This is a genomic window from Cognatiyoonia sp. IB215446 (assembly GCF_033963825.1).
Taxonomy (GTDB): Bacteria; Pseudomonadota; Alphaproteobacteria; order Rhodobacterales; family Rhodobacteraceae; genus Yoonia.
In genome coordinates, this window is record NZ_JAXBMD010000001.1 from 917,115 (window position 1) to 938,316 (window position 21,202).

At 56.5% G+C, this 21,202-nt stretch carries 22 protein-coding genes; 8 read left to right on the forward strand and 14 right to left on the reverse strand.

Annotation, left to right across the window (positions count from 1 at the left end; all coding sequences use genetic code 11):
• Positions 1-5 precede the first annotated feature (5 nt).
• The 7 genes from SLH49_RS04660 to SLH49_RS04690 form a co-directional block, all read right to left on the reverse strand.
• Positions 6-1,469 (reverse strand): CpaF family protein, encoded by a 1,464-nt coding sequence (locus SLH49_RS04660; RefSeq protein WP_320267985.1) that lies wholly within the window; start codon positions 1,467-1,469, stop codon positions 6-8.
• An 11-nt stretch (positions 1,470-1,480) separates the two neighbouring features.
• Entirely contained in the window at positions 1,481-2,728 is a 1,248-nt protein-coding gene (locus tag SLH49_RS04665; RefSeq protein ID WP_320267986.1) for an AAA family ATPase, read from the reverse strand.
• Between the two features lie 249 nt (positions 2,729-2,977).
• On the reverse strand, positions 2,978-3,634 hold the full coding sequence (locus tag SLH49_RS04670; RefSeq protein ID WP_320267987.1) for an OmpA family protein: 657 nt from the start codon (positions 3,632-3,634) through the stop codon (positions 2,978-2,980).
• A 15-nt stretch (positions 3,635-3,649) separates the two neighbouring features.
• Positions 3,650-5,101, reverse strand: coding sequence for a type II and III secretion system protein family protein (locus SLH49_RS04675; protein ID WP_320267988.1), 1,452 nt, complete (start codon positions 5,099-5,101; stop codon positions 3,650-3,652).
• Positions 5,102-5,315: 214 nt separating this feature from the next.
• Positions 5,316-6,149 carry a Flp pilus assembly protein CpaB gene (gene cpaB / locus SLH49_RS04680; protein WP_320267989.1) on the reverse strand — a complete coding sequence of 278 codons (834 nt, stop codon included), beginning with the start codon at positions 6,147-6,149 and terminating at the stop codon, positions 5,316-5,318.
• 459 nt (positions 6,150-6,608) lie between these two features.
• Positions 6,609-6,800, reverse strand: coding sequence for a hypothetical protein (locus SLH49_RS04685; protein WP_320267990.1), 192 nt, complete (start codon positions 6,798-6,800; stop codon positions 6,609-6,611).
• A gap of 164 nt (positions 6,801-6,964) precedes the next feature.
• Positions 6,965-7,147, reverse strand: a complete 183-nt coding sequence (locus SLH49_RS04690; protein WP_320267991.1) for a hypothetical protein — start codon at positions 7,145-7,147, stop codon at positions 6,965-6,967.
• A 347-nt stretch (positions 7,148-7,494) separates the two neighbouring features.
• On the opposite strand from SLH49_RS04690, the gene SLH49_RS04695 reads away from it, so the two are divergent.
• On the forward strand, positions 7,495-8,385 hold the full coding sequence (locus SLH49_RS04695) for a lytic transglycosylase domain-containing protein (RefSeq protein WP_320267992.1): 891 nt from the start codon (positions 7,495-7,497) through the stop codon (positions 8,383-8,385).
• A gap of 25 nt (positions 8,386-8,410) precedes the next feature.
• On the opposite strand, the gene SLH49_RS04700 is transcribed toward SLH49_RS04695, so the two are convergent.
• The 4 genes from SLH49_RS04700 to SLH49_RS04715 all read right to left on the reverse strand — a co-directional run bounded on the left by SLH49_RS04700 (position 8,411) and on the right by SLH49_RS04715 (position 10,708).
• Positions 8,411-8,701, reverse strand: a complete 291-nt coding sequence (locus SLH49_RS04700; protein WP_320267993.1) for a GNAT family N-acetyltransferase — start codon at positions 8,699-8,701, stop codon at positions 8,411-8,413.
• Positions 8,694-9,320 (reverse strand): CoA transferase subunit B, encoded by a 627-nt coding sequence (locus SLH49_RS04705; RefSeq protein ID WP_320267994.1) that lies wholly within the window; start codon positions 9,318-9,320, stop codon positions 8,694-8,696. Before SLH49_RS04705 ends, SLH49_RS04700 begins: the two co-directional genes overlap by 8 nt.
• A complete protein-coding gene (locus tag SLH49_RS04710; RefSeq protein WP_320267995.1) occupies positions 9,320-10,024 on the reverse strand; it encodes a CoA transferase subunit A in 705 nt (234 codons plus the stop codon). The genes SLH49_RS04705 and SLH49_RS04710 overlap by 1 nt, the downstream gene beginning before the upstream one ends.
• Before the next feature lie 96 nt (positions 10,025-10,120).
• Positions 10,121-10,708, reverse strand: coding sequence for an SRPBCC family protein (locus SLH49_RS04715; RefSeq protein WP_320267996.1), 588 nt, complete (start codon positions 10,706-10,708; stop codon positions 10,121-10,123).
• Positions 10,709-10,793: 85 nt separating this feature from the next.
• On the opposite strand from SLH49_RS04715, the gene SLH49_RS04720 reads away from it, so the two are divergent.
• Positions 10,794-11,243, forward strand: coding sequence for a MarR family winged helix-turn-helix transcriptional regulator (locus tag SLH49_RS04720; RefSeq protein ID WP_320267997.1), 450 nt, complete (start codon positions 10,794-10,796; stop codon positions 11,241-11,243).
• Here SLH49_RS04720 and topA read toward each other — a convergent pair.
• From topA to tldD, 3 genes are all read right to left on the reverse strand, one after another.
• On the reverse strand, positions 11,240-13,804 hold the full coding sequence (topA, locus tag SLH49_RS04725; protein ID WP_320267998.1) for a type I DNA topoisomerase: 2,565 nt from the start codon (positions 13,802-13,804) through the stop codon (positions 11,240-11,242). The genes SLH49_RS04720 and topA overlap by 4 nt on opposite strands.
• Positions 13,805-13,907: 103 nt before the next feature.
• Positions 13,908-15,041 carry a DNA-processing protein DprA gene (dprA, locus tag SLH49_RS04730; RefSeq protein WP_320267999.1) on the reverse strand — a complete coding sequence of 378 codons (1,134 nt, stop codon included), beginning with the start codon at positions 15,039-15,041 and terminating at the stop codon, positions 13,908-13,910.
• A gap of 305 nt (positions 15,042-15,346) precedes the next feature.
• Positions 15,347-16,768: a metalloprotease TldD gene (tldD, locus tag SLH49_RS04735; protein WP_320268000.1), complete on the reverse strand. Its 1,422-nt coding sequence runs from the start codon at positions 16,766-16,768 to the stop codon at positions 15,347-15,349.
• Positions 16,769-16,951: 183 nt separating this feature from the next.
• Here tldD and coxB point away from each other — a divergent pair, with 183 nt between their 5' ends.
• The 6 genes from coxB (at position 16,952) to SLH49_RS04765 (ending at position 21,198) form a co-directional block, all read left to right on the forward strand.
• A complete protein-coding gene (gene coxB, locus SLH49_RS04740) occupies positions 16,952-17,776 on the forward strand; it encodes a cytochrome c oxidase subunit II (protein ID WP_320268001.1) in 825 nt (274 codons plus the stop codon).
• A 70-nt stretch (positions 17,777-17,846) separates the two neighbouring features.
• Entirely contained in the window at positions 17,847-18,779 is a 933-nt protein-coding gene (cyoE, locus tag SLH49_RS04745) for a heme o synthase (protein WP_320268002.1), read from the forward strand.
• Entirely contained in the window at positions 18,779-18,982 is a 204-nt protein-coding gene (locus SLH49_RS04750; protein WP_320268003.1) for a hypothetical protein, read from the forward strand. The genes cyoE and SLH49_RS04750 overlap by 1 nt, the downstream gene beginning before the upstream one ends.
• Positions 18,982-19,593, forward strand: coding sequence for a cytochrome c oxidase assembly protein (locus SLH49_RS04755; RefSeq protein WP_320268004.1), 612 nt, complete (start codon positions 18,982-18,984; stop codon positions 19,591-19,593). The genes SLH49_RS04750 and SLH49_RS04755 overlap by 1 nt, the downstream gene beginning before the upstream one ends.
• A gap of 28 nt (positions 19,594-19,621) precedes the next feature.
• A complete protein-coding gene (locus tag SLH49_RS04760; RefSeq protein ID WP_320268005.1) occupies positions 19,622-20,425 on the forward strand; it encodes a cytochrome c oxidase subunit 3 in 804 nt (267 codons plus the stop codon).
• 95 nt (positions 20,426-20,520) lie between these two features.
• On the forward strand, positions 20,521-21,198 hold the full coding sequence (locus SLH49_RS04765; RefSeq protein ID WP_320268006.1) for an SURF1 family protein: 678 nt from the start codon (positions 20,521-20,523) through the stop codon (positions 21,196-21,198).
• Positions 21,199-21,202 lie beyond the last annotated feature (4 nt).

The following is a 21,202-nucleotide window of genomic DNA, read 5'->3' on the forward strand; positions in this document are numbered from 1 at the left end:
CGTTGTTACTCCGCAACCATGGGTTCGAAGATTGCAGGCGGCAGGTCATAGCCCCACAGTTTAAACCGTTCCGAGAAGTGGCTGCGCACGCCGGTCGCCGTAAAGTGACCGATGATCTTGTTATCAGGGGTTAGGCCGACACGCTGATAGCGGAAGATCTCTTGCATCGAAATCACGTCGCCTTCCATACCGGTGATTTCTGTCACCGACACCATGCGGCGCGAACCATCCTGCAGGCGTGACGCCTGCACAATGAGGTTCACAGCTGAGGAAATCTGGCTGCGCATTGCCTTGATCGGCATTTCGATCCCTGCCATCGCGATCATATTTTCCAGGCGAGAGATACCATCGCGGGCAGAGTTGGCGTGAATCGTGGTCATCGACCCGTCGTGGCCGGTGTTCATGGCCTGCAGCATGTCGATCACCTCTTCGCCGCGGGTTTCCCCCACGATGATGCGGTCTGGGCGCATCCTCAGCGCGTTTTTCAGACAGTCGCGCTGCGAAACGCCACCTTTGCCTTCCACGTTGGGTGGCCGGCTTTCCATCCTGCCGACATGGGTCTGTTGCAGTTGGAGTTCTGCCGTATCCTCAATTGTCAGGATACGTTCTGCGTCGTCGATAAAGCCAGAGAGAGCATTCAGAGTTGTTGTCTTACCTGAACCCGTACCGCCTGATACAATCACGTTCAGTCGTGTTGACACAGCTGCCTGGAGATAGGCTGCTATTTCCTCGGTGAAGGCACCGAACTTGATCAGCTCTTCAATGCCCAACTTGTCTTTCTTGAATTTACGAATGGAAACGAGTGATCCATCCACCGCGATGGGCGGTACCATGGCATTAAAGCGCGATCCGTCGGCCAAGCGGGCGTCAACATAAGGGTTGGATTCATCGACACGCCGTCCCACCGCCGAAACAATTTTGTCGATGATCCGCAGGAGGTGCTTTTCGTCCTTAAATGTGATATCGGTCAGCTCAAGCTTGCCATTACGTTCCACAAAAATCTGTTGCGGTCCGTTTACCAGAATATCGTTAACGCTTTCGTCTTTCAGCAGTGTCTCTAACGGTCCAAGGCCAGTGACTTCAAAGAAGAGATCCTGACTGAGCGATTGCCGTTCTTCGCGGTTAAGAACGATGCCCATCTCTTCCAGCGATTCATTGGCAATCGCGTTGATCTCTGTCCGCAGTTCCTGTTCGGACGCAGTTTCCAATGCGGCAAGGTTCAGGTTGTCCAGTAGAGACTTGTGCAATTCTAACTTGATTTCTTGCAAACGCTCCTTGCGCCGCTTCTCCTTGTCCATTGGCCCTGCGCTTGCCGGTCTTTTAGCAGGCATTGCCTTCATCAGTGATTGGCGCTGTTCTTCAGGCTGGGCCGTTGCGACGGGGGCAATGTTGACCTTTGGAACGCCTGGCGCGGCTGTGTTTGCCGCAGGTGTCTTGGGTGCACTCGGTTTTTTGTATTTCGAAAACATGAAGTTAACTCCTAGCTTCGTGCTTCTACGGCGTCGGCCTGATTGACATCATGCACTGATTTGGCAAGTTTCATAATTTCTTTGCGCAAGGGGTTCTTTGCTAATCCTTCTGCCATAGGTGTCCCGTGATCAGCGCTTTGCGCGACAGGTTTGCCCCCATCCGGCAGCAAGACCTCAACCGAGATCCCCAAACTCTCTGACAAACGTTTGACACGTGCTTTACCGTTCAGATCAGTAAATCCTGGAGCGCGATTTAACACAAAGCGGATCTTTTCAAATGGCAGATCTTCAGATTGCAAGGCCCTTTTGAGCCGCAGCGTATTCTGCGCGGACCGCATGTCTAGTTCAATCATCGCAAAATATACGTGCGCCATCTCAAGCACAGTTTGGGACCATTCTACCATCGTCGATGGCATATCGATGATCACATAGTCGAAATTGACGCGCGCCATCTCGACCACACGCTCAATATCTTCTGGCGAGATCATGTCGAGCGGGATCATATCCGTCGGTGACGTCAGAACATGCAGCTTCTCACCATAGGTAAGCAGCGCCTGCATGAACATTTCGGGTTCCATAGACTCTGTATCGGTCAACATTTCAAGCACCGCTTCCCGACGCGGCAGGTCGAGGTAGGTCGAGGCAGAACCAAATTGGAAATCGAGATCAATCAGACAAACCTTTTGCGGATTGTCCTTGTCAACATTGGCCAATTCCCATGCAAGGTTCACGGCCATCATCGTGGCACCTGTGCCGCCAGCTAGCCCATGGATGGGAATAACAACACCGGATTTTGTGCCCGTGGCCCGGAACTTCTTTTCACCGTCACCGGTGGCGGCAGGTGTCTCTTCCGCGGTCAGAACACGTTCAATCGCCCGTGCAAGTTCATTCTCGGGAAGTGGGTAGGGTACAAACTCGTCGCCACCTTCACGCAGCAACTGGTGCAGGGCAGAGGGGCTGACATCCTCGGCGATCAGAATGACCTTGATCTTGGCCGCCTTTGCGGCCGCGATAACTTCTGACACGCCATTTAGATTGTCTTCGTCGTTCGCGTCCATCGCGATGGTGACGAACTGCAGACTACGCGCTTCGGGCTGGCTGAGAAACGCGGCAGCATCCTCAAAACTAAGGTCACCCCACGCATCCCCGAGCGCGGCCTCCATATCTTCGATCAACAGATCGAAGATTTGCACATCGCGGCTGATGGTGCAGGCAACAATTGGCGGTGGATCGTGCTGTACGACCGGACTGGTATTCATCGTCAAACGTCCTCATGAGTTTGGCCGCTTCTGCCAATATGACACAGCTGCAACATAGGTGTATCCGGTGAATCACCAGTTAGCGCCTTGAGGAGCCCAGCATACCAGCCTTTGTTACTTATCGGGGGGAATCGTGTCGAGATTTGGACCAAAAGATCGTAATTGTGCGAAATAATAGGACGATCTGGTCAAAACTCGTTGAGTGTTGACGCCGGATGCATGATCCGGCGCCAATTGGGTCGGCGGAATTTAGCCGCCGGTCCCTGTTTGAATTTGGGTATCCACCGTCTGCCGCGGTGGTACAGCGCTGGTGATGTACTCGCGGAAGATTACTTGCGCGTATTTGCCGTTCAGTAGGGTCGGATGCCGTTCGACAAAACCGGATACCTCGGTCACTGTCCGCCGGTTGCGGCGCTCGCGTCCCTCTGTCACGACCAGTGGCTGCGTTTCGCCGAATGATACAACTGCCTCAAGACGGCTGCGTTCGATCCCCTGTGATGCAAGGAACGACACTACAGCTTGCGCGCGACGCAGCCCGAGGTTCCGGTTGTAAGCCTGACTACCGACGAGGTCGGTATGACCGAATACCTTGAAGCGGACTTCGGGGAACTGACGGATCCAGTTTGCTTGCTGCATCAGGATTGCCCGCGCATCCGCGTCCAACGCCGTCGAGTTAAAGGCAAAGTTCACCGTCGAATTCACATCCGAGGCAAAACGGCGCGCAAGATTAATCGTATAATCCTGCTGACCAGTTTGAACCAAGAAGTTATTCATGCTGGCATTGCCGAAATCGCCTGAATCGACGATCGAACCCGCTTCATTGTAAAACCCCGAGAATGTTGGGTCAGATGAGGTGCACCCTGCGAGTGCGGCTGCGGCGATTGCCGTTGTCATATAGTATTTCATTGACCTGCGCTCCAATCATTCATCCAGGACATAGCCGTAGGACCCAGTGAAGTCCTGCCGCGCTACTTCGCCCGCACCACCCGAAGTTGGTGCATCTGTTGCCGCGACGCGACCAAACAGGAAGAGATCCTGCTCGGTTGGTGGCCGAACGCGGTCGGTTGGTAGGGCCAACGTATCACCGCGGGTCGGTGTCACCAGATGCGGTGTGACGATGATCACAAGCTCTGTTTGCTCCCGCTGATACTCGGCGCTGCGGAACAAGGCTCCGAGCACCGGAACATCACCGACCCAAGGCACCTGGTTGTTCAGGTCGCGGAAGTCGTCGGTCAGCAAGCCCGCAATCGCAAAGCTTTCACCGTCACGCATCTCAACCGTGGTTGACGTTTCTCGGCGGGTAAAGGCGTCGATGACGAAGTCGTCGATGCTGATACCATTTGATGGGTCGATCGCCGAAACCGCGGCGAGCAGTTCCAGATTGATGATGTCGCCGTCAATCACCCGGGGTGTGAAGTTCAGCTCGATACCGAACGGCTTGAACTGAATGGTGATCACATTGTTGAGGTTGCTCACTGGAACCGGATACTCACCGCCCGCGAGGAACGTTGCTTCTTGCCCGCTCAGTGCAGTCAGGTTCGGTTCAGCAAGTGAGCGGACCATGCCACGGGATTCAAGCGCTTCGAACAACACGTCAACCCCAACACCGCCGGCGTCAAAGCCGAACAAGACGGCTCCCGTGCTCTCAGCACCGGATGTCAATATCAGCGGCGCGTTTAGGAAGGTGCCCGGATTCTCAGAGTCTTCAACAGCACCGACGCCGCCGCCATTTGTCCCGCCCAAGCTCGACAGGCCGCCGATTGGCCCGCCACTATTGAAACCAAGCCGTGTGGACAACGCCTTGCTGACTGAACGTTGCATTTCCGCAAAACGCACCTTCAACATCACCTGCTGCGTACCGCCGACCATCATGAGATTAGATACACGACCAGGTGCATAGCGTTCCGCCAAGTCGAGTGCCCGATCAAGCCGTGCGATCGAGCTGACGGTGCCAGAAAGTACGATACCATCATTCGCGGTGCGGACTTCAATGCTCTCGCCGGGAAGGATTTGCGTCAGACGTTCCTTGAACTCGGCCATATCGGGCGAGACATGAACTTCGACATTGGTAATCAGGCGCCCATCGGCTCCAAGAAGGGTGAGCGTTGTACGCCCGGGTTCTTTGCCCAACACATAGATCGTCCGGTCGGACAAGGACGAGATATCTGCAATGCCGGGGTTCGCGATGGACAATTCCGTGAACGGAACATCGCTTTCCACGACAACGGCCCGGTTCATCGGGACGCTCAGGGCACTGGACGCCGCGCCGCGCAAGACGCGCAACGTTTCGGCCGGTGCCATTGTCGGTGCCGCTGTGGTTAGCGACAACGTCAAGCCGGTTAAAACGGCTTTCAAAAATCGATCATACTTCATAAGTGACCTGCCTCTCCGATCACGCCTCGTTTGATGGGTCTTAATCGCCCATGATTTTCGGACCATGCGTCAGATGCGCATTTATTGCAAGAATCAATGCATTACAGGTCGAACCCGATGTGGATAAATCGCAACACCTTAGGTGCTAAATGAAAAAAGCACCCCGGAATGAGGTGCTTTTGACACTTGGTTTGGATCCTATCTCGTACTGCAATTAGTTGCAGGCGACAGGTATCTGCACCATATCTACGCCACGACGTTCGGTACGGAAGCATTCTTCGGGTTCTTCCTCAACAACCGGTTCTGGAGCGTCTACGATCCCAAGAATGTCTCGAATATTGGTCTGGATCGTCACATCACCAGCTGCCAGATCACTGCTGCCGACCGGTGTCAGCGATAGTGATCCAGCCGCTTGCAAGGCTTGTAGCTCTGCAAAATCCTCTTGCGAGACCTGAACAACAACACCATTGCCGCCGCCATCACCGTTTTCGTCAGGTTCATCCATCGCGATGATTTCAAGGCGGGTTTTAACAAGTCGCGAAATGTCCTCGCCCACATCCACATTGCCAACCCAGTAGAGATCAATCAGGTCGGCGATGCGCAGCTCTCCGCTAAATGCCTCCGTGATGCGGTCGGGAAGTGGAAAGGCGCGCATTCCAGGATCCAACAACGCTGTGATACCCTGCGGCGCACCTGCTCTTGTCACCTTTGACAAAGTAATGGGTTCATTCACCCGCATCGGGATTCGGACGACGCGTGGGACGTTTACGCCTTCCGGAAACAGCTCTTCTTCAGTTCTGAAAATGCCTTCCGGCAGATAGTCGCTGGCGTACTTGATCACTTTGACATCGTCTATCGTCAGGCGTTCGCCGTAAGAAATATCACGAGACGGCGAGTATACATCAATCGTTGCCACGATGTTGGCTGCGCGGGCTCGCTCCTGTTCCAGTGCAAATGCCTGTTGGTCGAGAAACTGGTTGACCATGTAAACTGCGAAGCCAGCCAGACCCATGCCGACCAGTAGAACCAAACCGAAAACTGCGCGCATTACACTTACCTCGTCTTGCTTGTCTCTTCAGGAGTGATCGAATCGTTCCGGTTTTAACGTCAACGAGCGAAAGATGAGACTGTTATTGTTGTCACGGCGTTGGAAGGTGAACGTTTCTCTCAACGTTTCGTCCATACATTACCTTGCCCATCGATCCAAACCGTTTCACTACACGGACCAAACACAGCATAGTTTCTAGCATTGCAAAGGGCCAAAGCAAAGTGGCGAACACGTGGGTGCCGCGGCGTTCTGCCTGTTCAGTACGTTGCGTTGGAATGGGAGTAATGCAATTCGGTTAAGGAGAGGTTGGCAGGCGAATACCGCGACCCTGAACTGGATTGATACGCGTTTTTGCGCGCTTCTTTGATAAAGTCAGTTAGTGTTCTGTACACATCACAGCGGGTTTCTAATTGATCCGTTTGGAAATGGCCATGCATTGTCGCCTCGACGAGATACAAGCTATGGTGCGACCTGCACCGATGCGATGTTGCTCGCAATATTGTTCGCGAGAGCAGTTGTCTCATCATCAAACGCGCCAACCACGGCGAGACCCAGAAGAACAATTGTAGCAACCAGAACGACAAAATCCAGTGTGACCGCCCCGTCTTCGTTGTCGCAAAGAGCGTTTAACTTCGCTTTGATCATGTTCATCGCCGTCACCTTCCTGCCGCCTTCACGCTTCGTAAGTTATTCTTATTAAAGAAAGAATAACGTATTGGCATATTCGTGATGTCAAAAAAATTGCGCGGCACTGTGTGCCGCGCAATCGTTTGGTTACGATACTGCGTTATTCGGCAGCAATTCGTGAAATCCGATTAAGGTGCAACCGTCACGCTTGCGATGTTCGACGCAATGTTGTTGCCCAGGTCACGAGCAGCACCACCGATTGCCGAACCAACGGCCAGGCCCAGCAGAACGATTGCAGCTGTCAGAACAACGAAGTCAACAGTCACGGCACCGTCTTCGTCGTTGCGGAAGTTCTTGATAAAGTTAAGCATTGTGTTCCCTCCTCAGGGTATCGCTAGAGATTTTCAGTTCCTCGCTGGGTCTCCAGAACCGCTCGGCTCATTCGATCCCCGTCTTGGATGAGGTCATATAGCCAGTGGAATGGGGCGGGAGTTTGACGTGTTTGGCGCTTTTTTCGTCGAACTCAAGTTTTTTAGCTGAAAACGGTTAACATACTGATATAGAAAGGTATTTTTTTTAACGCTAGATGAATGTTGGCCGGCGCTCGTTGCGAAATCGCCAGCAATCTGCGGAAAAAACTCTAATTGTTCGACTGAATCTAGCATTTTGGCGGATTTCTGCCATTCTGGCCTCACAAAAATACGAGCAGGACAGATACATGAATCGGAAAGTGATCTCGCTCGCGGCTCTTGTCGCGGCTTTGGCGGCGTCTGCTGTGCAAGCGGAAGATGAAACCGCCCAGGCGGAGAGCGAAGTTGCCGAGCCGGCGCGTGAAGTGTTGCGTCTTCAGCCTGATTTCACATTTAAGCGCGTTGCAGCGCCGACGGGCGGTGCCGTCGGGCGCATTACGGTTCAGATTGATCCTGATGCACCGCGCCGCGGCCCTGTCTATGCCGACCCTGAACCGGAGCCGGTGCCAGCCGCGGCGGGCGCAGTTGCCGCCGCACCACCGCCCTCGGATCTGGGCTGGTTCTGGAACAACGTTTCCGCCGACCTTGCGGGGCGTGGCCCCGCACGCTTTGCCAGCGCGATGGAGCAGATCAGCAACCCACCTGCAGACAAGCGTCTGCCTATGCCGCGCCTGCAAAGCCTGCAAAGCATCGCGGACACCTATGGCACAGATATCCTGCGCGAGACCGTAGGGACCTCCATTTCGCCTGCGCTGGTGCTTGCCGTGATCTCGGTCGAAAGCGCTGGGAGGGTCGATGCGGTCAGCTCAGCCGGTGCGGAAGGCCTGATGCAACTGATGCCGGACACTGCCGCTCGGTTCGGTGTGACCGATAGCAAGAACGCGGCTCAGAATATCCAAGGGGGCGTCGCCTATCTGATTTGGTTGCTGGATCACTTTGATGATGATCCGATTCTGGCGCTTGCCGGTTACAATGCGGGCGAGGGCAATGTGACCAAACATCAGGGCGTGCCGCCTTTCGCAGAGACGCGTGATTATGTGCCCAAGGTTCTTGCGGCCTGGCATGTGGCGAAGGGGCTATGCCGGACGCCACCGCAATTGATCAGCGATGGATGCGTCTTCAACGTGAACGGCATCTGACGCTGTACACGTTTAGGTCTGAGACTTAGGTTGCAAACACATCCGCCCAGTCGGAGTGCTTGCGCCGCTGCGCATTCACAAACGGGCAAAGCGGCATGATCTTAAAGCCACCTTCGCGCGCATCTGCGATGAACTGCTCAAGCATCACCAGGCCGATGCCTTGGCCCTCTTGCCCAGCTGCGACGCTGGTGTGATCTGCAATCACCAGCGTCGGCGACATGACTGAATAGGTCAGCTCACTCTCGCCTTGCGCGTGTGTGATGAAGTAGCGGCCCTTGCTTTCGCCCTTTTCGTGATGAACCGTCAGATCAGACAATTTTGGCCTCGGTTGCTGCGATCATCTGTTCCTCGCTGACGTCGGGCGCGAGTTCCTGAATGCGCAAACCGTCGTCTGTGACATCCAAAACCCCCAGATTGGTGATGATCCGGTCAACGACGCCCTTGCCGGTGAGTGGCAATGTGCATTCCTTAAGGATCTTGCTGTCGCCGTGTTTATTCGTGTGATCCATAACAACCAAAACGCGACCAACGCCCGCCACCAGATCCATCGCACCGCCCATGCCCTTGACCAGCTTGCCAGGGATCATCCAATTCGCCAGATCACCGTTTTCTGCCACCTCCATCGCGCCCAGGATCGCCATCGCGATCTTGCCGCCACGGATCATGCCGAAGGACGTCGCGGAATCGAAATAGGCGGTCTGCGGCAACTCTGTGATCGTTTGCTTGCCCGCATTGATCAGGTCTGCGTCCTCTTCACCCTCAAGCGGAAACGGCCCCATGCCAAGCATCCCGTTCTCGGATTGGAGTGTTACCTCGATACCGTCAGGGATGTAGTTGGACACCAGTGTCGGGATGCCGATACCCAGATTGACATACCAGCCATCCTGCAGCTCCTGCGCGGCTCGTGCGGCCATTTGATTGCGACCCCACGGCATTATGCGTCCTCCCGTGTGCGAGTTGTGCGTTGTTCGATCCGCTTTTCGTGCTCGCCCTGGATCAGGCGGTGCACATAGATACCCGGCAGATGAATGTGATCGGGGTCAAGGCTGCCGGTTGGTACAATCTCTTCTACCTCAACCACGCAGGTCTTGCCGCACATCGCGGCAGGCGGGTTGAAGTTGCGGGCAGTCTTGCGGAAAACCAAGTTACCGGTCGGATCGGCTTTCCAGGCTTTGACGATGGAGAGATCTGCAAAGATGCCTTCCTCCATAATGTAAGTCTCACCATTGAAATCACGGTGATCCTTGCCTTCGGCGATCACGGTGCCGACGCCGGTCTTGGTATAGAAGCCCGGGATGCCGCACCCGCCAGCCCGCATCCGCTCGGCGAGAGTGCCTTGTGGATTGAACTCCAGTTCCAACTCACCCGACAGATATTGGCGCATGAACTCGGCATTCTCACCGACATAAGAGCTGATCATCTTTTTGACCTGCCGTGTCTTCAGCAGGATGCCGATCCCGAAATCATCGACACCGGCATTGTTCGAGGCAAATGTCAGATCCTTGGTGCCCGCTTCCTTGATCGCGTCCAATAGCAATTCGGGGATACCGCAGAGGCCGAAACCACCCGCCGCAATGAACATTCCGTCATGTAAAAGACCGTCCAAAGCCGCCGCTGCGTTGGGATAAATCTTGTTCATACGCACTCTCCCCTCACGTTGGGGAAGTAGTGCCGCCCAGTCGCAAGAGAGTCAACAAAATGCCGCGTTGCAGCGGAGGCGATGGTGGCTTGGTCGTCAGCTGGCACGTTCCGCATAGGCCGCCGCAAATCCTCTCAGTCCGGTCTCCATGAACGGAGCGAAGTCATTGTTGAGGTACCCGCGAATGGAGGGGCGGGCGAAAAAGAAGCGCGGCTTGACGTTGTAAGACCATGTGACCTTGGTGCCTTCGGGCGTTTCCGTCATTCTGATCTCACCATAGATATGGTCAATAAAACGGCCGGAGGAGGTCGTTATGTCCCAGATTTGATAAGTGAATTCGTCCTCGTCATTTGTCAGCACGCGTTCGTGAGCCCAGTAGCCACCATCAAGATCGACGCGGCGCAGCGCACCAGGGTCGCCCCATGTGCCATCAAGCTCAACAACACCGGTTATTCGTGGGATGTCGCCTGCTGGTTCCAGAAAATCGGTAAGCGGGTTGGCCGCCATGAAGGCGCGGACGTCTGCCATCGTACCGTCCAGCGTGACCGAGATGACGTTGCTTTGGTAAAGGCTGTCCCGTGCGAGATCCGGTTGAGGTGGCACATCGCTCGCGGCGGCGCTTTGGAACCAGAATGTGAAACCGATGGCACATAGTCCGGCGGCAACAAATGTGGGGGCTTTCATGGATGTCTCTCCTATTTACTGCGAATATCGCACTAAATAGGTTCACCCCTTGCGGCATCAACCCCTTTCCGGCAGGACATGCGCCATGTCCCGTGCCGATGAACTTCGCAAGATTGTGCGTACTTTGATGCGCGTGATGTTGATCAGTGAACGCACGCCGCCCGAACACCAGCATGCGGAGCGCTATAATCCGCATGATTTTCATACACTTGGGTTGCTACGGGCCGAGCCGGGCTTGCGCGCAACAGCGCTCGCCAACCGGCTGCATGTAGCACCCACGACGGCCAGCAGCCTAATTGCCCGGTTGGTCAAAAGGGGTCTCGTCTCGCGCGATCGTGATCCCGATGATGGCCGCGCCGTCGCCTTGTCCCTAACTGAGCAGGGGCGCGCCGTCGCCGACACGATCCACAACCAGGACCTGAGCAATATGGAGCTGTTCCTGTCGGCCATGTCCGCCGAAGAGGGTGACCAGTTGATCTACCTCTTGGGCAAAGTTGGTGCACGCGTCGAAGCGCTGGAACGGTCGCAGGATTAACTCGCCTTCTTTTTCGCCGGTGCCTTTTTCTTGGTGACTTTCTTGCCCGACTTGGCGGCACGTTCATCAATTAAATCAACGGCCTGTGCCATGGTCAGGTCAGCAGGTTCAATGGTGTCCGGGATCGTCGCATTGATCTTTTCCCATTTCACATAAGGGCCATACTTGCCGTCATAAATGTTGACCGGCCCGCCTGCCTCGGGATGCTCGCCCAATTCTCTGATCGGCACGGCGGCACTGCCACGGCCTCCGCGTTGTGCCTTCTTTTCTGCCAGAAGTTGCACGGCATGGTTCATTCCCACTGTCCACACATCCTCGATCGCGGGCAGGTTGGCGTTGGTGCCACCCTTGAATGAAGTGTTTTCGGCATGTTTCAGGTAGGGGCCATATCGGCCCAGATTGGACCACACATTCACACCGTCTTCGGGGTGCTGGCCGATCAGACGCGGCAATTCCAGAAGACGCAAGGCCTCGGGCAGGCCGATCTCTTCGGGGTTCCAGCCTTCGGGCACACCCGTACGCGGTGGCTTTTTATTGTCTTCGGTAACCTGCCCTCGCTGCACGTAAGGTCCAAAGCGGCCCTTGAAGACGCGAATCTCGTCGCCCTGATCAATGCCAAGCAGCTTGCCATCAGGTGGTATGGCCGACGCTTCGGCCTCGGGGTTTGGCGGGCCGAATGGACGGGTATAGCGGCATTCGGGGTAGTTCGAGCAACCAATGAACGCCCCGCCAGAACGGGCCGTGCGCATCGACAAGCGCCCAACGCCGCAATTGGGGCAAAGCCGTGGGTCGCTGCCATCCTCATTGGGCGGGAACAGATGCGGCTCCAACACCTCGTTAATCTTTTCAAGGACTTCCGTGATCCGCAGATCTGCCGTTTCGGCAATTGCTGCAGAGAAATCGCGCCAGAACTGGCCGAGTACCGCCTTGTAATCCGCATCGCCCGCGCTGACTTCGTCCAACTGGTTTTCAAGGTCGGCAGTGAAGTCATACCCGACATATTTGCGGAAGTAATTGGTCAGGAATGCCGTAACCAGCCGACCCTTATCCTGTGGGATCAGACGGTTCTTGTCCTTTTCCACATAGCCACGATCCTGAATTGTCGTCACGATGGAGGCATAGGTGGATGGCCGCCCGATCCCCAACTCCTCCATCCGTTTGACAAGCGTCGCCTCGGTGTAGCGCGGCGGGGGCTGGGTAAAGTGCTGTTCGGGGTCGACCTTCTTCTTCTCAGCGGAATCGCCCTCCGCCAGTTGCGGGAGGCGTTTGTCATCATCATCAACGACGCTGTCATCCTTGCCTTCTTCATAGATGGCGATGAAACCGTCAAAGACCATCACCTGTCCGTTGGCACGCAGTACCACCTGTTCATCCGCACTTGTGATATCCACCACTGTCCGTTCCAGCCGGGCAGCGGCCATCTGGCTGGCCATGGTGCGCTTGTAGATCAGGTCATAAAGCTTGAGCTGATCGGCGTCGGCGATTTTCGCGTCTTCCGTGCTCACCATCATATCGGTGGGGCGGATACACTCATGCGCCTCCTGCGCATTCTTGGCCTTGTTTTTGTACATTCGCGGCTGGTCGGGCAGATAATTCTCACCAAATTTTGCCTTGATCGCATCGCGCGCACCCGTGACGGCCTCAGGCGCCATGTCGATGCCATCGGTCCGCATATAGGTGATCAGCCCGGCCTCATAGAGACGTTGTGCCACGCTCATCGTCTGCTTGGCGCCCATGCCGAATTTGCGGCTGGCCTCCTGTTGCAGGGTGGAGGTCATGAAGGGCGGGGAGGGGTTGCGCGTGGCAGGTTTCGCTTCAACAGACTTGATGACCAGATCGCGCGAATTGATGGCCTGTACGGCCATTTCGGCCTGGGTTTCATTGCCAAGATCAAACTTGTCGAGCTTCTTGCCTGCAAGCGTCGTCAGTCGTGCCTCAAATGTCTGGCCGCGGGGTGACTCCAAAAGCGCTTTGACGGTCCAGTATTCCTGCGGGCGAAACGCCTCGATCTCCATCTCGCGTTCGACGATCAGGCGCAGGCAGACCGATTGCACGCGACCGGCGGATTTCGCACCGGGCAGCTTTCGCCAAAGAACGGGCGAAAGGTTAAAGCCAACAAGATAATCGAGCGCGCGACGGGCCAAGTAGGCTTCGACAAGTGGCGCATCGACCTGCCGGGGATTAGACATCGCGTCGGTGACCGCGGCTTTCGTAATGGCGTTAAAGACGACGCGGCTGACGGGCGTGTCTTTCTTGATGGCCTTGCGCGCGGTCAATGCCTCGGTCAGGTGCCAGGAAATCGCCTCACCCTCACGGTCAGGGTCGGTGGCGAGGATCAGTTCGGGGTCGTCTTTCAGCGCGTCGACAATTGCCTTGATATGCTTTTTGCTGTCAGAAGCGACTTCCCATTTCATGTCGAAATCGTCGTCCGGCAGGACCGAGCCGTCTTTGGGCGGCAGGTCACGCACATGGCCGTAAGATGCCAGAACCGTATAATCCTTGCCCAAATAGCCGTTTATTTTCTTGGCTTTAGCAGGGGATTCGACAACGACAACTGGCATGGAAATCCTTCATCGGCAGGGTAATGACCTAAGTCGCGGAACATGTGGCGTCTGCGATCAGAATGTCAATGGAGCGATTCTAGACCTGTGAAAATGGGCGATTTCAGACCACACGCGCCAAAAGACCACCTGCCTGCCGGGTGATTTTTCCATCGAGTTCCAGATCGACGAGGACCGGCGTGACGCTGGTTGCGGGCGCCTCAATATCCCGCAGCAACTGATCTTCGGCAATTGGTGCGGGGCCGAGCCGCGCCAGGATCATGTTGTGCAACGCTGCGGTGTCGCGCAACTTGGTCGATGTGGATGGTGGTGGTGCAAGCGGCAATTCGGTGGTGTCTGTGGCGATAGGATCCAGCGCCTCGATCACATCGTCAGCGTGGCGGACCAGTGTCGCCCCATCGCGCAAAAGGAGGTTGCACCCCGCCGCACGGGCATCAAATGGATGGCCCGGAATGGCCAGCACATCGCGCGCCTGGTCTAGCGCGTTGCGTGCGGTGATGAGGCTGCCGGATTTGGCGGCGGCTTCCACCACGACCACGGCGCGGGCGAGGCCTGAGATAATACGGTTGCGGGAAGGAAAGTGCCGTGCCTGCGGCTGCAATCCCATTGGTGCCTCGGAAAGCCTCAGACCCTTGGTGGCGATGTCTTTGGCAAGGCCAGCGTTTTCCGCCGGGTAGATGACGTCGACACCACCAGCCTGCACCGCAATCGTGCCACCATCCAACGCCCCATGATGGGCCGCCGTGTCGATGCCTCGTGCAAGACCCGAGACGATAACATACCCCTGCGCCGTCAGATCTTGTGCCAATCGCTTTGCCATGCGGGTCCCTAACGACGATGCGTTTCGCGCACCGACAATCGCGATCATTGGCTTTTTCAGCAATGCAATGTCACCTAATGCCCACAAGAGCGGCGGGGCATCATCTATCGTGGCAAGGTTTGCGGGGTAGTCGGCGCTATCATCTGTCAGTAGCTGGGCGCCAGCGGCCTTTGCCGCCTGTAGTTCGGCCTTCACCACGCTGGCGGGACACACTTCGTAGCCCTTCACGCCAGCGACCATAGCGATCTCCGGCAATGCCTTGAGCGCTGCCGCCGCATCCCCGTGCTCGGCCATTAACCGTCGGTAGGTTGCCACGCCGACCCGGCGAGAGCGCAATAGGCGGAGTCGGTCAACCGCATCGTCTTCCGTGGTGGGGTGGAGTGGGGGGTGAGTGGAAGAAGTGTGTGTTCCGGCCATCCCGTATGCTCCGCCATATTGCCGGACCACAGCTAGGCAAACTGGGTTAATGAGGTGTGAAGAACTTCAACCGAATTCTCTGAAGTGACGATCGGAACAATATAAGGCGTTGAATAGTAAAGACTAATTATCTGACTTTAGAGTTTCGAGCTACTTTCAGTTTTGACGACATTGGGTGCAGCCTCTCCCCATAAATAGTGGGTCATTGCTGTGTGATGGCCTACGCTTCACCACGAATCGTATCGCGTCTATTTGCGCACGACCGGATGCACCTATCACCCGCAACCTAGGGGCGACAGCTGCAGTTACGCGGCTGCGCCACCCACGGTCAGCCCACCGATCATCAGGCTTGGCTGGCCCACGCCTACCGGCACCCATTGTCCGGCCTTGCCACAGTTGCCGATGCCGGGGTCCAGCTTCAGGTCGTTGCCAATCCCGCGAATGTGCTTGAGTGCCGTCGCGCCGTCGCCAATCAAAGTGGCCCCTTTCACCGGCGCGCCGACGACACCGTTGTGGACGCGATAGGCCTCGGTACAGCTGAAGACGAATTTGCCGTTTGTGATATCCACCTGACCGCCGCCAAACCCGACCGCGTAGATGCCATCCTTGAGGTCAGCGACAAGCGCCTCGGGGTCCGCATCTCCGGAGAGCATATAGGTGTTGGTCATACGCGGCATCGGCGCATGCGCATAGCTTTGACGCCGTCCGTTTCCTGTTGGTGCCACGCCCATCAGCCGCGCATTCTGCCGATCCTGCATATAGCCCACCAGAACCCCATCTTCGATTAATGTGTTTTTCCCGCTAGGCGTCCCTTCATCATCCACGGTGATCGAGCCCCGGCGATCCGGGATCGTGCCGTCATCCAGAACTGTCACACCCTTGGCGGCAATCTGTTGGCCCATCAGCCCGGCAAATGCGCTTGAGCCCTTGCGGTTGAAATCCCCCTCAAGCCCGTGGCCAATCGCCTCGTGCAAGAGGATACCCGGCCATCCTGGTCCAAGCACCACATCCATGACGCCGGCAGGTGCTGCTTCTGCATCCAGATTGACCAAAGCAATGCGTAAAGCTTCACGCGTTACAGGCTCCCAATTGTCGCGGACAATGAGATGGGACAAACCTGCGCGGCCGCCACCGCCCGCCATCCCGCTTTCGCGGCGACCGTCCCGCTCAACAATCACACTAATGTTCAACCGCGACATCGGTCTGATATCGCTGACCAATGTGCCTTCGGGCCGCAAAATCACCACCTCCTGATGCGATGCGGCGAGCGTGGCGGACACCTGCACAACGTGCGGGTCAAGCGCACGGGCAAAGGCGTCGATTTCGCGCAGGACATCGATCTTGGCCGGAAACGTCGCCTCGATCATCGGGTCGGCATCGGTATATAGCTTGCGGTTCGTCCCGGCGGGGGCAGGGGCCATGGTGCCACCACCGTCACCCACGGCCAGACGTGCGGTCGACACCGCGCGTTTGAGCGCGTGTTCATCAATCGTCGTTGAATGGGCGTAGCCAGCCGTTTCCCCCTTCACGGCCCGCAACCCAAACCCTTCGGATGCATCGAAACTTGCGGTCTTGACGCGCCCATCATCAAATGACAGGGTCTCAGACTTGCGACGTTCCAGGAACAGTTCGCCATCATCTGCCCCATCCGTCGCTGCGCGCAGCAGACGCAAAGCCGCCTCTTGATCCAGATTGGTTTCAAAGGGGCGAAACGGGTCGTTGGACATGCGATTTTCCTTTGCGCAGGTGGAATTTAGTGGCAAAGCGTCTGTTTGACGCAACAGCGGTTCTTGAGTTGTTAAGCAGGATATGGGACACGGTGCGTCGAAGACAACGGGATTCCGTCCGCAGCCTGGACGCGAGGACCAGGGAGCAGCACCAAAACAGGTGCAACGATGTGAGGAATAATTATGGGACTGAAAAGCGCTGCAACCTCGCTTTGGGTGTCAACAGCACTGGTTCTGGCAGGGACCCGCGCAAGCGCGCAAGAGATCGGCCAGGACCTTGAGATTGTGGGACGCCCCGTTGATCGCGGCACCGGTTTTCAGCCATCGGCGACAGAGTTGGCCCGCGATGTGGTCTGGCTCGACAACATGCTCTTGATCATCATCACGCTCATTACGCTCTTTGTGACCGGGCTGATGGCTTGGGTCGTTATCCGCTACAACGCGCAGAAGAACCCGACACCTGCGACATTCACACATAACTCACCGCTTGAGGTGGCGTGGACCGTCGTGCCCATTGTGATCCTTGTCTTTATCGGGGCGTTCTCGCTGCCGGTCCTGTTCAAGCAACAGGAAATCCCCGAGGCGGACATCAACATCAAGGTGACCGGGTACCAGTGGTATTGGGGCTATGAATACGTCGATGAGGGCATCCAGTTCGAGAGCTACATGCTGGCTGAGGACGAGCTTGAGGAATATGGCTATAGTCAGGAGGAATATCTCCTGGCAACGGACACCGCCGTGATCGTGCCAATTGGTGCAACAGTGGTGATGCAGGTGACTGCGGCCGACGTGATCCATGCATGGACGATCCCCGCTTTTGGCGTGAAGCAAGACGCGGTGCCGGGCCGTCTGGCGCAATTGTGGTTCGCGGCCGAGCGTGAGGGGATCTATTTCGGCCAATGCTCGGAACTTTGCGGTAAGGACCATGCCTACATGCCAATTACGGTCAAGGTGGTCAGCCAGGAGGTCTATGACCAGTGGCTGGCCGACGAAAAGGGCACTTCCTGAGCCGAGGCTGTTACTTAATTCCCTCTTACCTTTCGGCCTAGGCTTCACCGGGCAAGGATCAAGGTTCTGAATGAGCGACTTTACCGCCACCCAAACTCCGCAAGAGGCCAGCATGGGCGATTACTTCGCCCTTATGAAGCCGCGTGTGATGTCCTTGGTGGTGTTTACAGCGATGGTGGGTTTGCTTGTGGCACCCATTCCTGTGCATCCGTTCATCGGCTTTGTGGCGATCCTGTGCATCGCGGTTGGCGCAGGAGCGTCGGGCGCGCTGAATATGTGGTGGGATGCGGATATTGATGCGCGGATGAAGCGCACGGCGGGTCGTCCGATCCCTGCAGGCCGCGTGCAGCCGAATGAGGCGCTGGGCATTGGCTTGGCCTTGTCGGGATTTTCGGTGGTGATGCTGGCGCTTGCGGCGAACTTTTTCGCGGCGTTTCTGCTGGCTTTCACGATCTTCTTTTACGCGGTCATTTATTCGATGTGGCTGAAGCGGGCGACACCGCAGAACATCGTGATCGGCGGCGCTGCAGGGGCCTTCCCCCCGATGGTTGGCTGGGCTGTGGCGACGGGCGGGGTGAGCGTCGAAAGCGCATTGATGTTCGCGCTTATCTTCATGTGGACACCGCCGCATTTCTGGGCGCTCGCGCTCTTTGTGAAGTCGGATTATGGCAACGCTGGCATTCCGATGCTGACCGAAACGCATGGCCGTGACGCCACGCGCAATCATATCCTGATCTACACGCTTCTGCTGGTACCTGTGGCGCTTGGCCTTGCCTTCACATCCATCGGCGGGCCGGTCTATCTGACAGTCGCCGCGCTTATGAATGCCTGGTTCCTCAAGGGCGCTTTTGATATCTGGCGGCGCGATGATGCGGCGTCTGACGCCGATAAGCATCGGACCGAGATCCGGGTGTTCAAAATCTCGCTCTACTATCTCTTCGCCCATTTCGGGGCGCTTCTGGCCGAGGCGGCTTTGCGCCAATATGGGCTGGGAGGTTGGTGATGGCGATCCGGGTCGAACATGAGGTGCATGAGCGGCGCAAAGGCCGTAATTACGGGGTGGGGCTGATACTTTTAGGCTTCATCGGGATTGTCTTTGGGCTTACTGTCGTGAAAGTCATTCAATTGGGCGATGCGGGGCAATTCGAACGTTTTGACCATGTCGCCCGCCCGCAATTGATCCCGCAAGAGGAGGCTTCTGAATAATGCTGTTTCCTAGTCTTCAAGGGCCAAAACGCACTGTCGTTCAGACGGTTGGTGTCGTGTTCCTCATGGGCGGGCTCGCCTGGGCGTCAGTCCCGTTTTACGATTGGTTCTGCCGCGTCACCGGATTTGGCGGCGCAACTAATGTGGCCGAAACCGGCAGCGATACGATCCTGGACCAAACCATCAAAGTCCGCTTTGACGCATCGCTGGAACGCGACATGCCCTGGACTTTCAAGCCGGAAGTGCGCGAAATGGAGATACGCATCGGCGAGACGGGTCTGGCCTTTTACGAGGCACATAACCCGCTCGACGTCCCTATTGCCGGACAAGCCGCTTATAATGTGACGCCTTACGAGGCCGGTGCGTTTTTCGACAAGATCGAATGCTTCTGCTTTGTTGAGCAGGTGTTGATGCCTGGCGAGACGGTGATGATGCCGGTTAGCTTCTTCGTGCATCCCGACATCGTCGATGACCGTGAAGGGCAATATGTGCACACAATCACGCTCAGCTACACATTCTACGAAATCGATGTCCCGGAAGAGGACATGCAGGCGGCAATGGCGCCAGACACTTTGACACCGCAACCGGCAGACGCCATACGCACGTACTAAGACGATTAGCCAAGAGGGAACGCACCAGATGGCGCATGTAAAGAACCACGATTACCACATCCTGCCACCATCTATCTGGCCGTTCATAGGCGGCGTTGGCGCATTCGTAATGCTGTTCGGCTCGGTCCTGTGGATGCACGGCTCCGGTCCCTGGATGTTCCTGATGGGCTTTGTCGCGGTCATCTACGTGATGTTTGCCTGGTGGGCGGAGGTCGTGGCCGAAAGCCGTGTTGGTGATCATACGCCCGTCGTGCGGATCGGGCTGCGCTACGGCTTTATCATGTTCATCATGTCCGAGGTGATGTTCTTTGCAGCCTGGTTCTGGTCATTCTTCAAACACGCCATGTACCCGATGGACGAATATGTCGGGTCCACATATGTCCCGGCAGAGTTCTATCAGGTCGACGCCTTCCACCTTCCCCTGATCAACACGCTGATCCTGTTGTGCTCTGGCATGGCTGTCACCTGGGCGCACCACGCACTTGTGCACGAAAACAATCGCAAGGATCTGGAGAATGGCCTGCTTCTTGCGGTCGTACTTGGCGTCGCTTTCACGTTCCTGCAGGGCTATGAATACTGGTATCTGCTGGTGCAGCAGGACTGGACCTTTGGTGGCGACAAGTTCTTTTCGAACTTCTTCATGGCCACCGGCTTTCACGGTGCGCATGTGATCATCGGCACGATCTTCCTGCTGGTCTGTTACTTCCGCGCGCGGGCCGGGGATTTCACACCGGAAAAGCATGTCGGGTTCGAAGCCGCCGCTTGGTACTGGCACTTTGTTGACGTGGTCTGGCTGTTCCTGTTCTTCGCCGTCTATATCTGGGGCATCTGATTGCCGCGACCTTAAGCGATGGCTCTGCCATCCGGTCCAAAGAATAGAACGCGCGAGCCTGCTCGCGCGTTTTTTGCGCCAAGAAGGGGGAGAGCATGTGGCGTAAAATCCTTTTCCCGCTGATCCTCGGTGTCGCCGGTTGCGGCGTGCTGATCAGTCTGGGGCTCTGGCAGGTTGAGCGTCTGGCCTGGAAAGAGGGTATTCTGGCCGATATCAACAGCCGTCTGGCTGCGGCACCAGCGCCGCTTTCGCTGGATGTCACCGAAGCTGAGCATGAATACAGCCGCGTCACCCTGACAGGTATACCCACGGGTGATGAGTTGCATGTGCTTGTCTCGGGCACCGCCGCCGGGACCGGATATCGCGTGATTTCGAAGGTTGAGACCGCCTTCGGCCCGATCCTTGTGGATCAGGGTTTGTTACCGCTTGAGGCAAAGGATGCGCCGCCTTTGGTTGCACCGATGCAAATGACTGGCACCCTCCTGTGGCCCGATGACCAGAACAGCAGCACACCGGACCCAGATCTTGCCGAAAACATCTGGTTTGCCCGCAATACGGCGGCGATGGCCACCCATCTTGGCACGGAGCCGCTGATGGTCGTGACAACCGCAACTCAGCCAAGTGATCCCCGACTTACCGCCTTGCCTGTCGAAACGGCGGATATCCGAAATGATCATTTTGAATACGCGGCCACATGGTTCTTGCTGGCTATTGTTTGGGGGATTATGACCCTGTTCTTGATACGGCGCACCACTGCAGCAAAGGACGCTTAGGCAG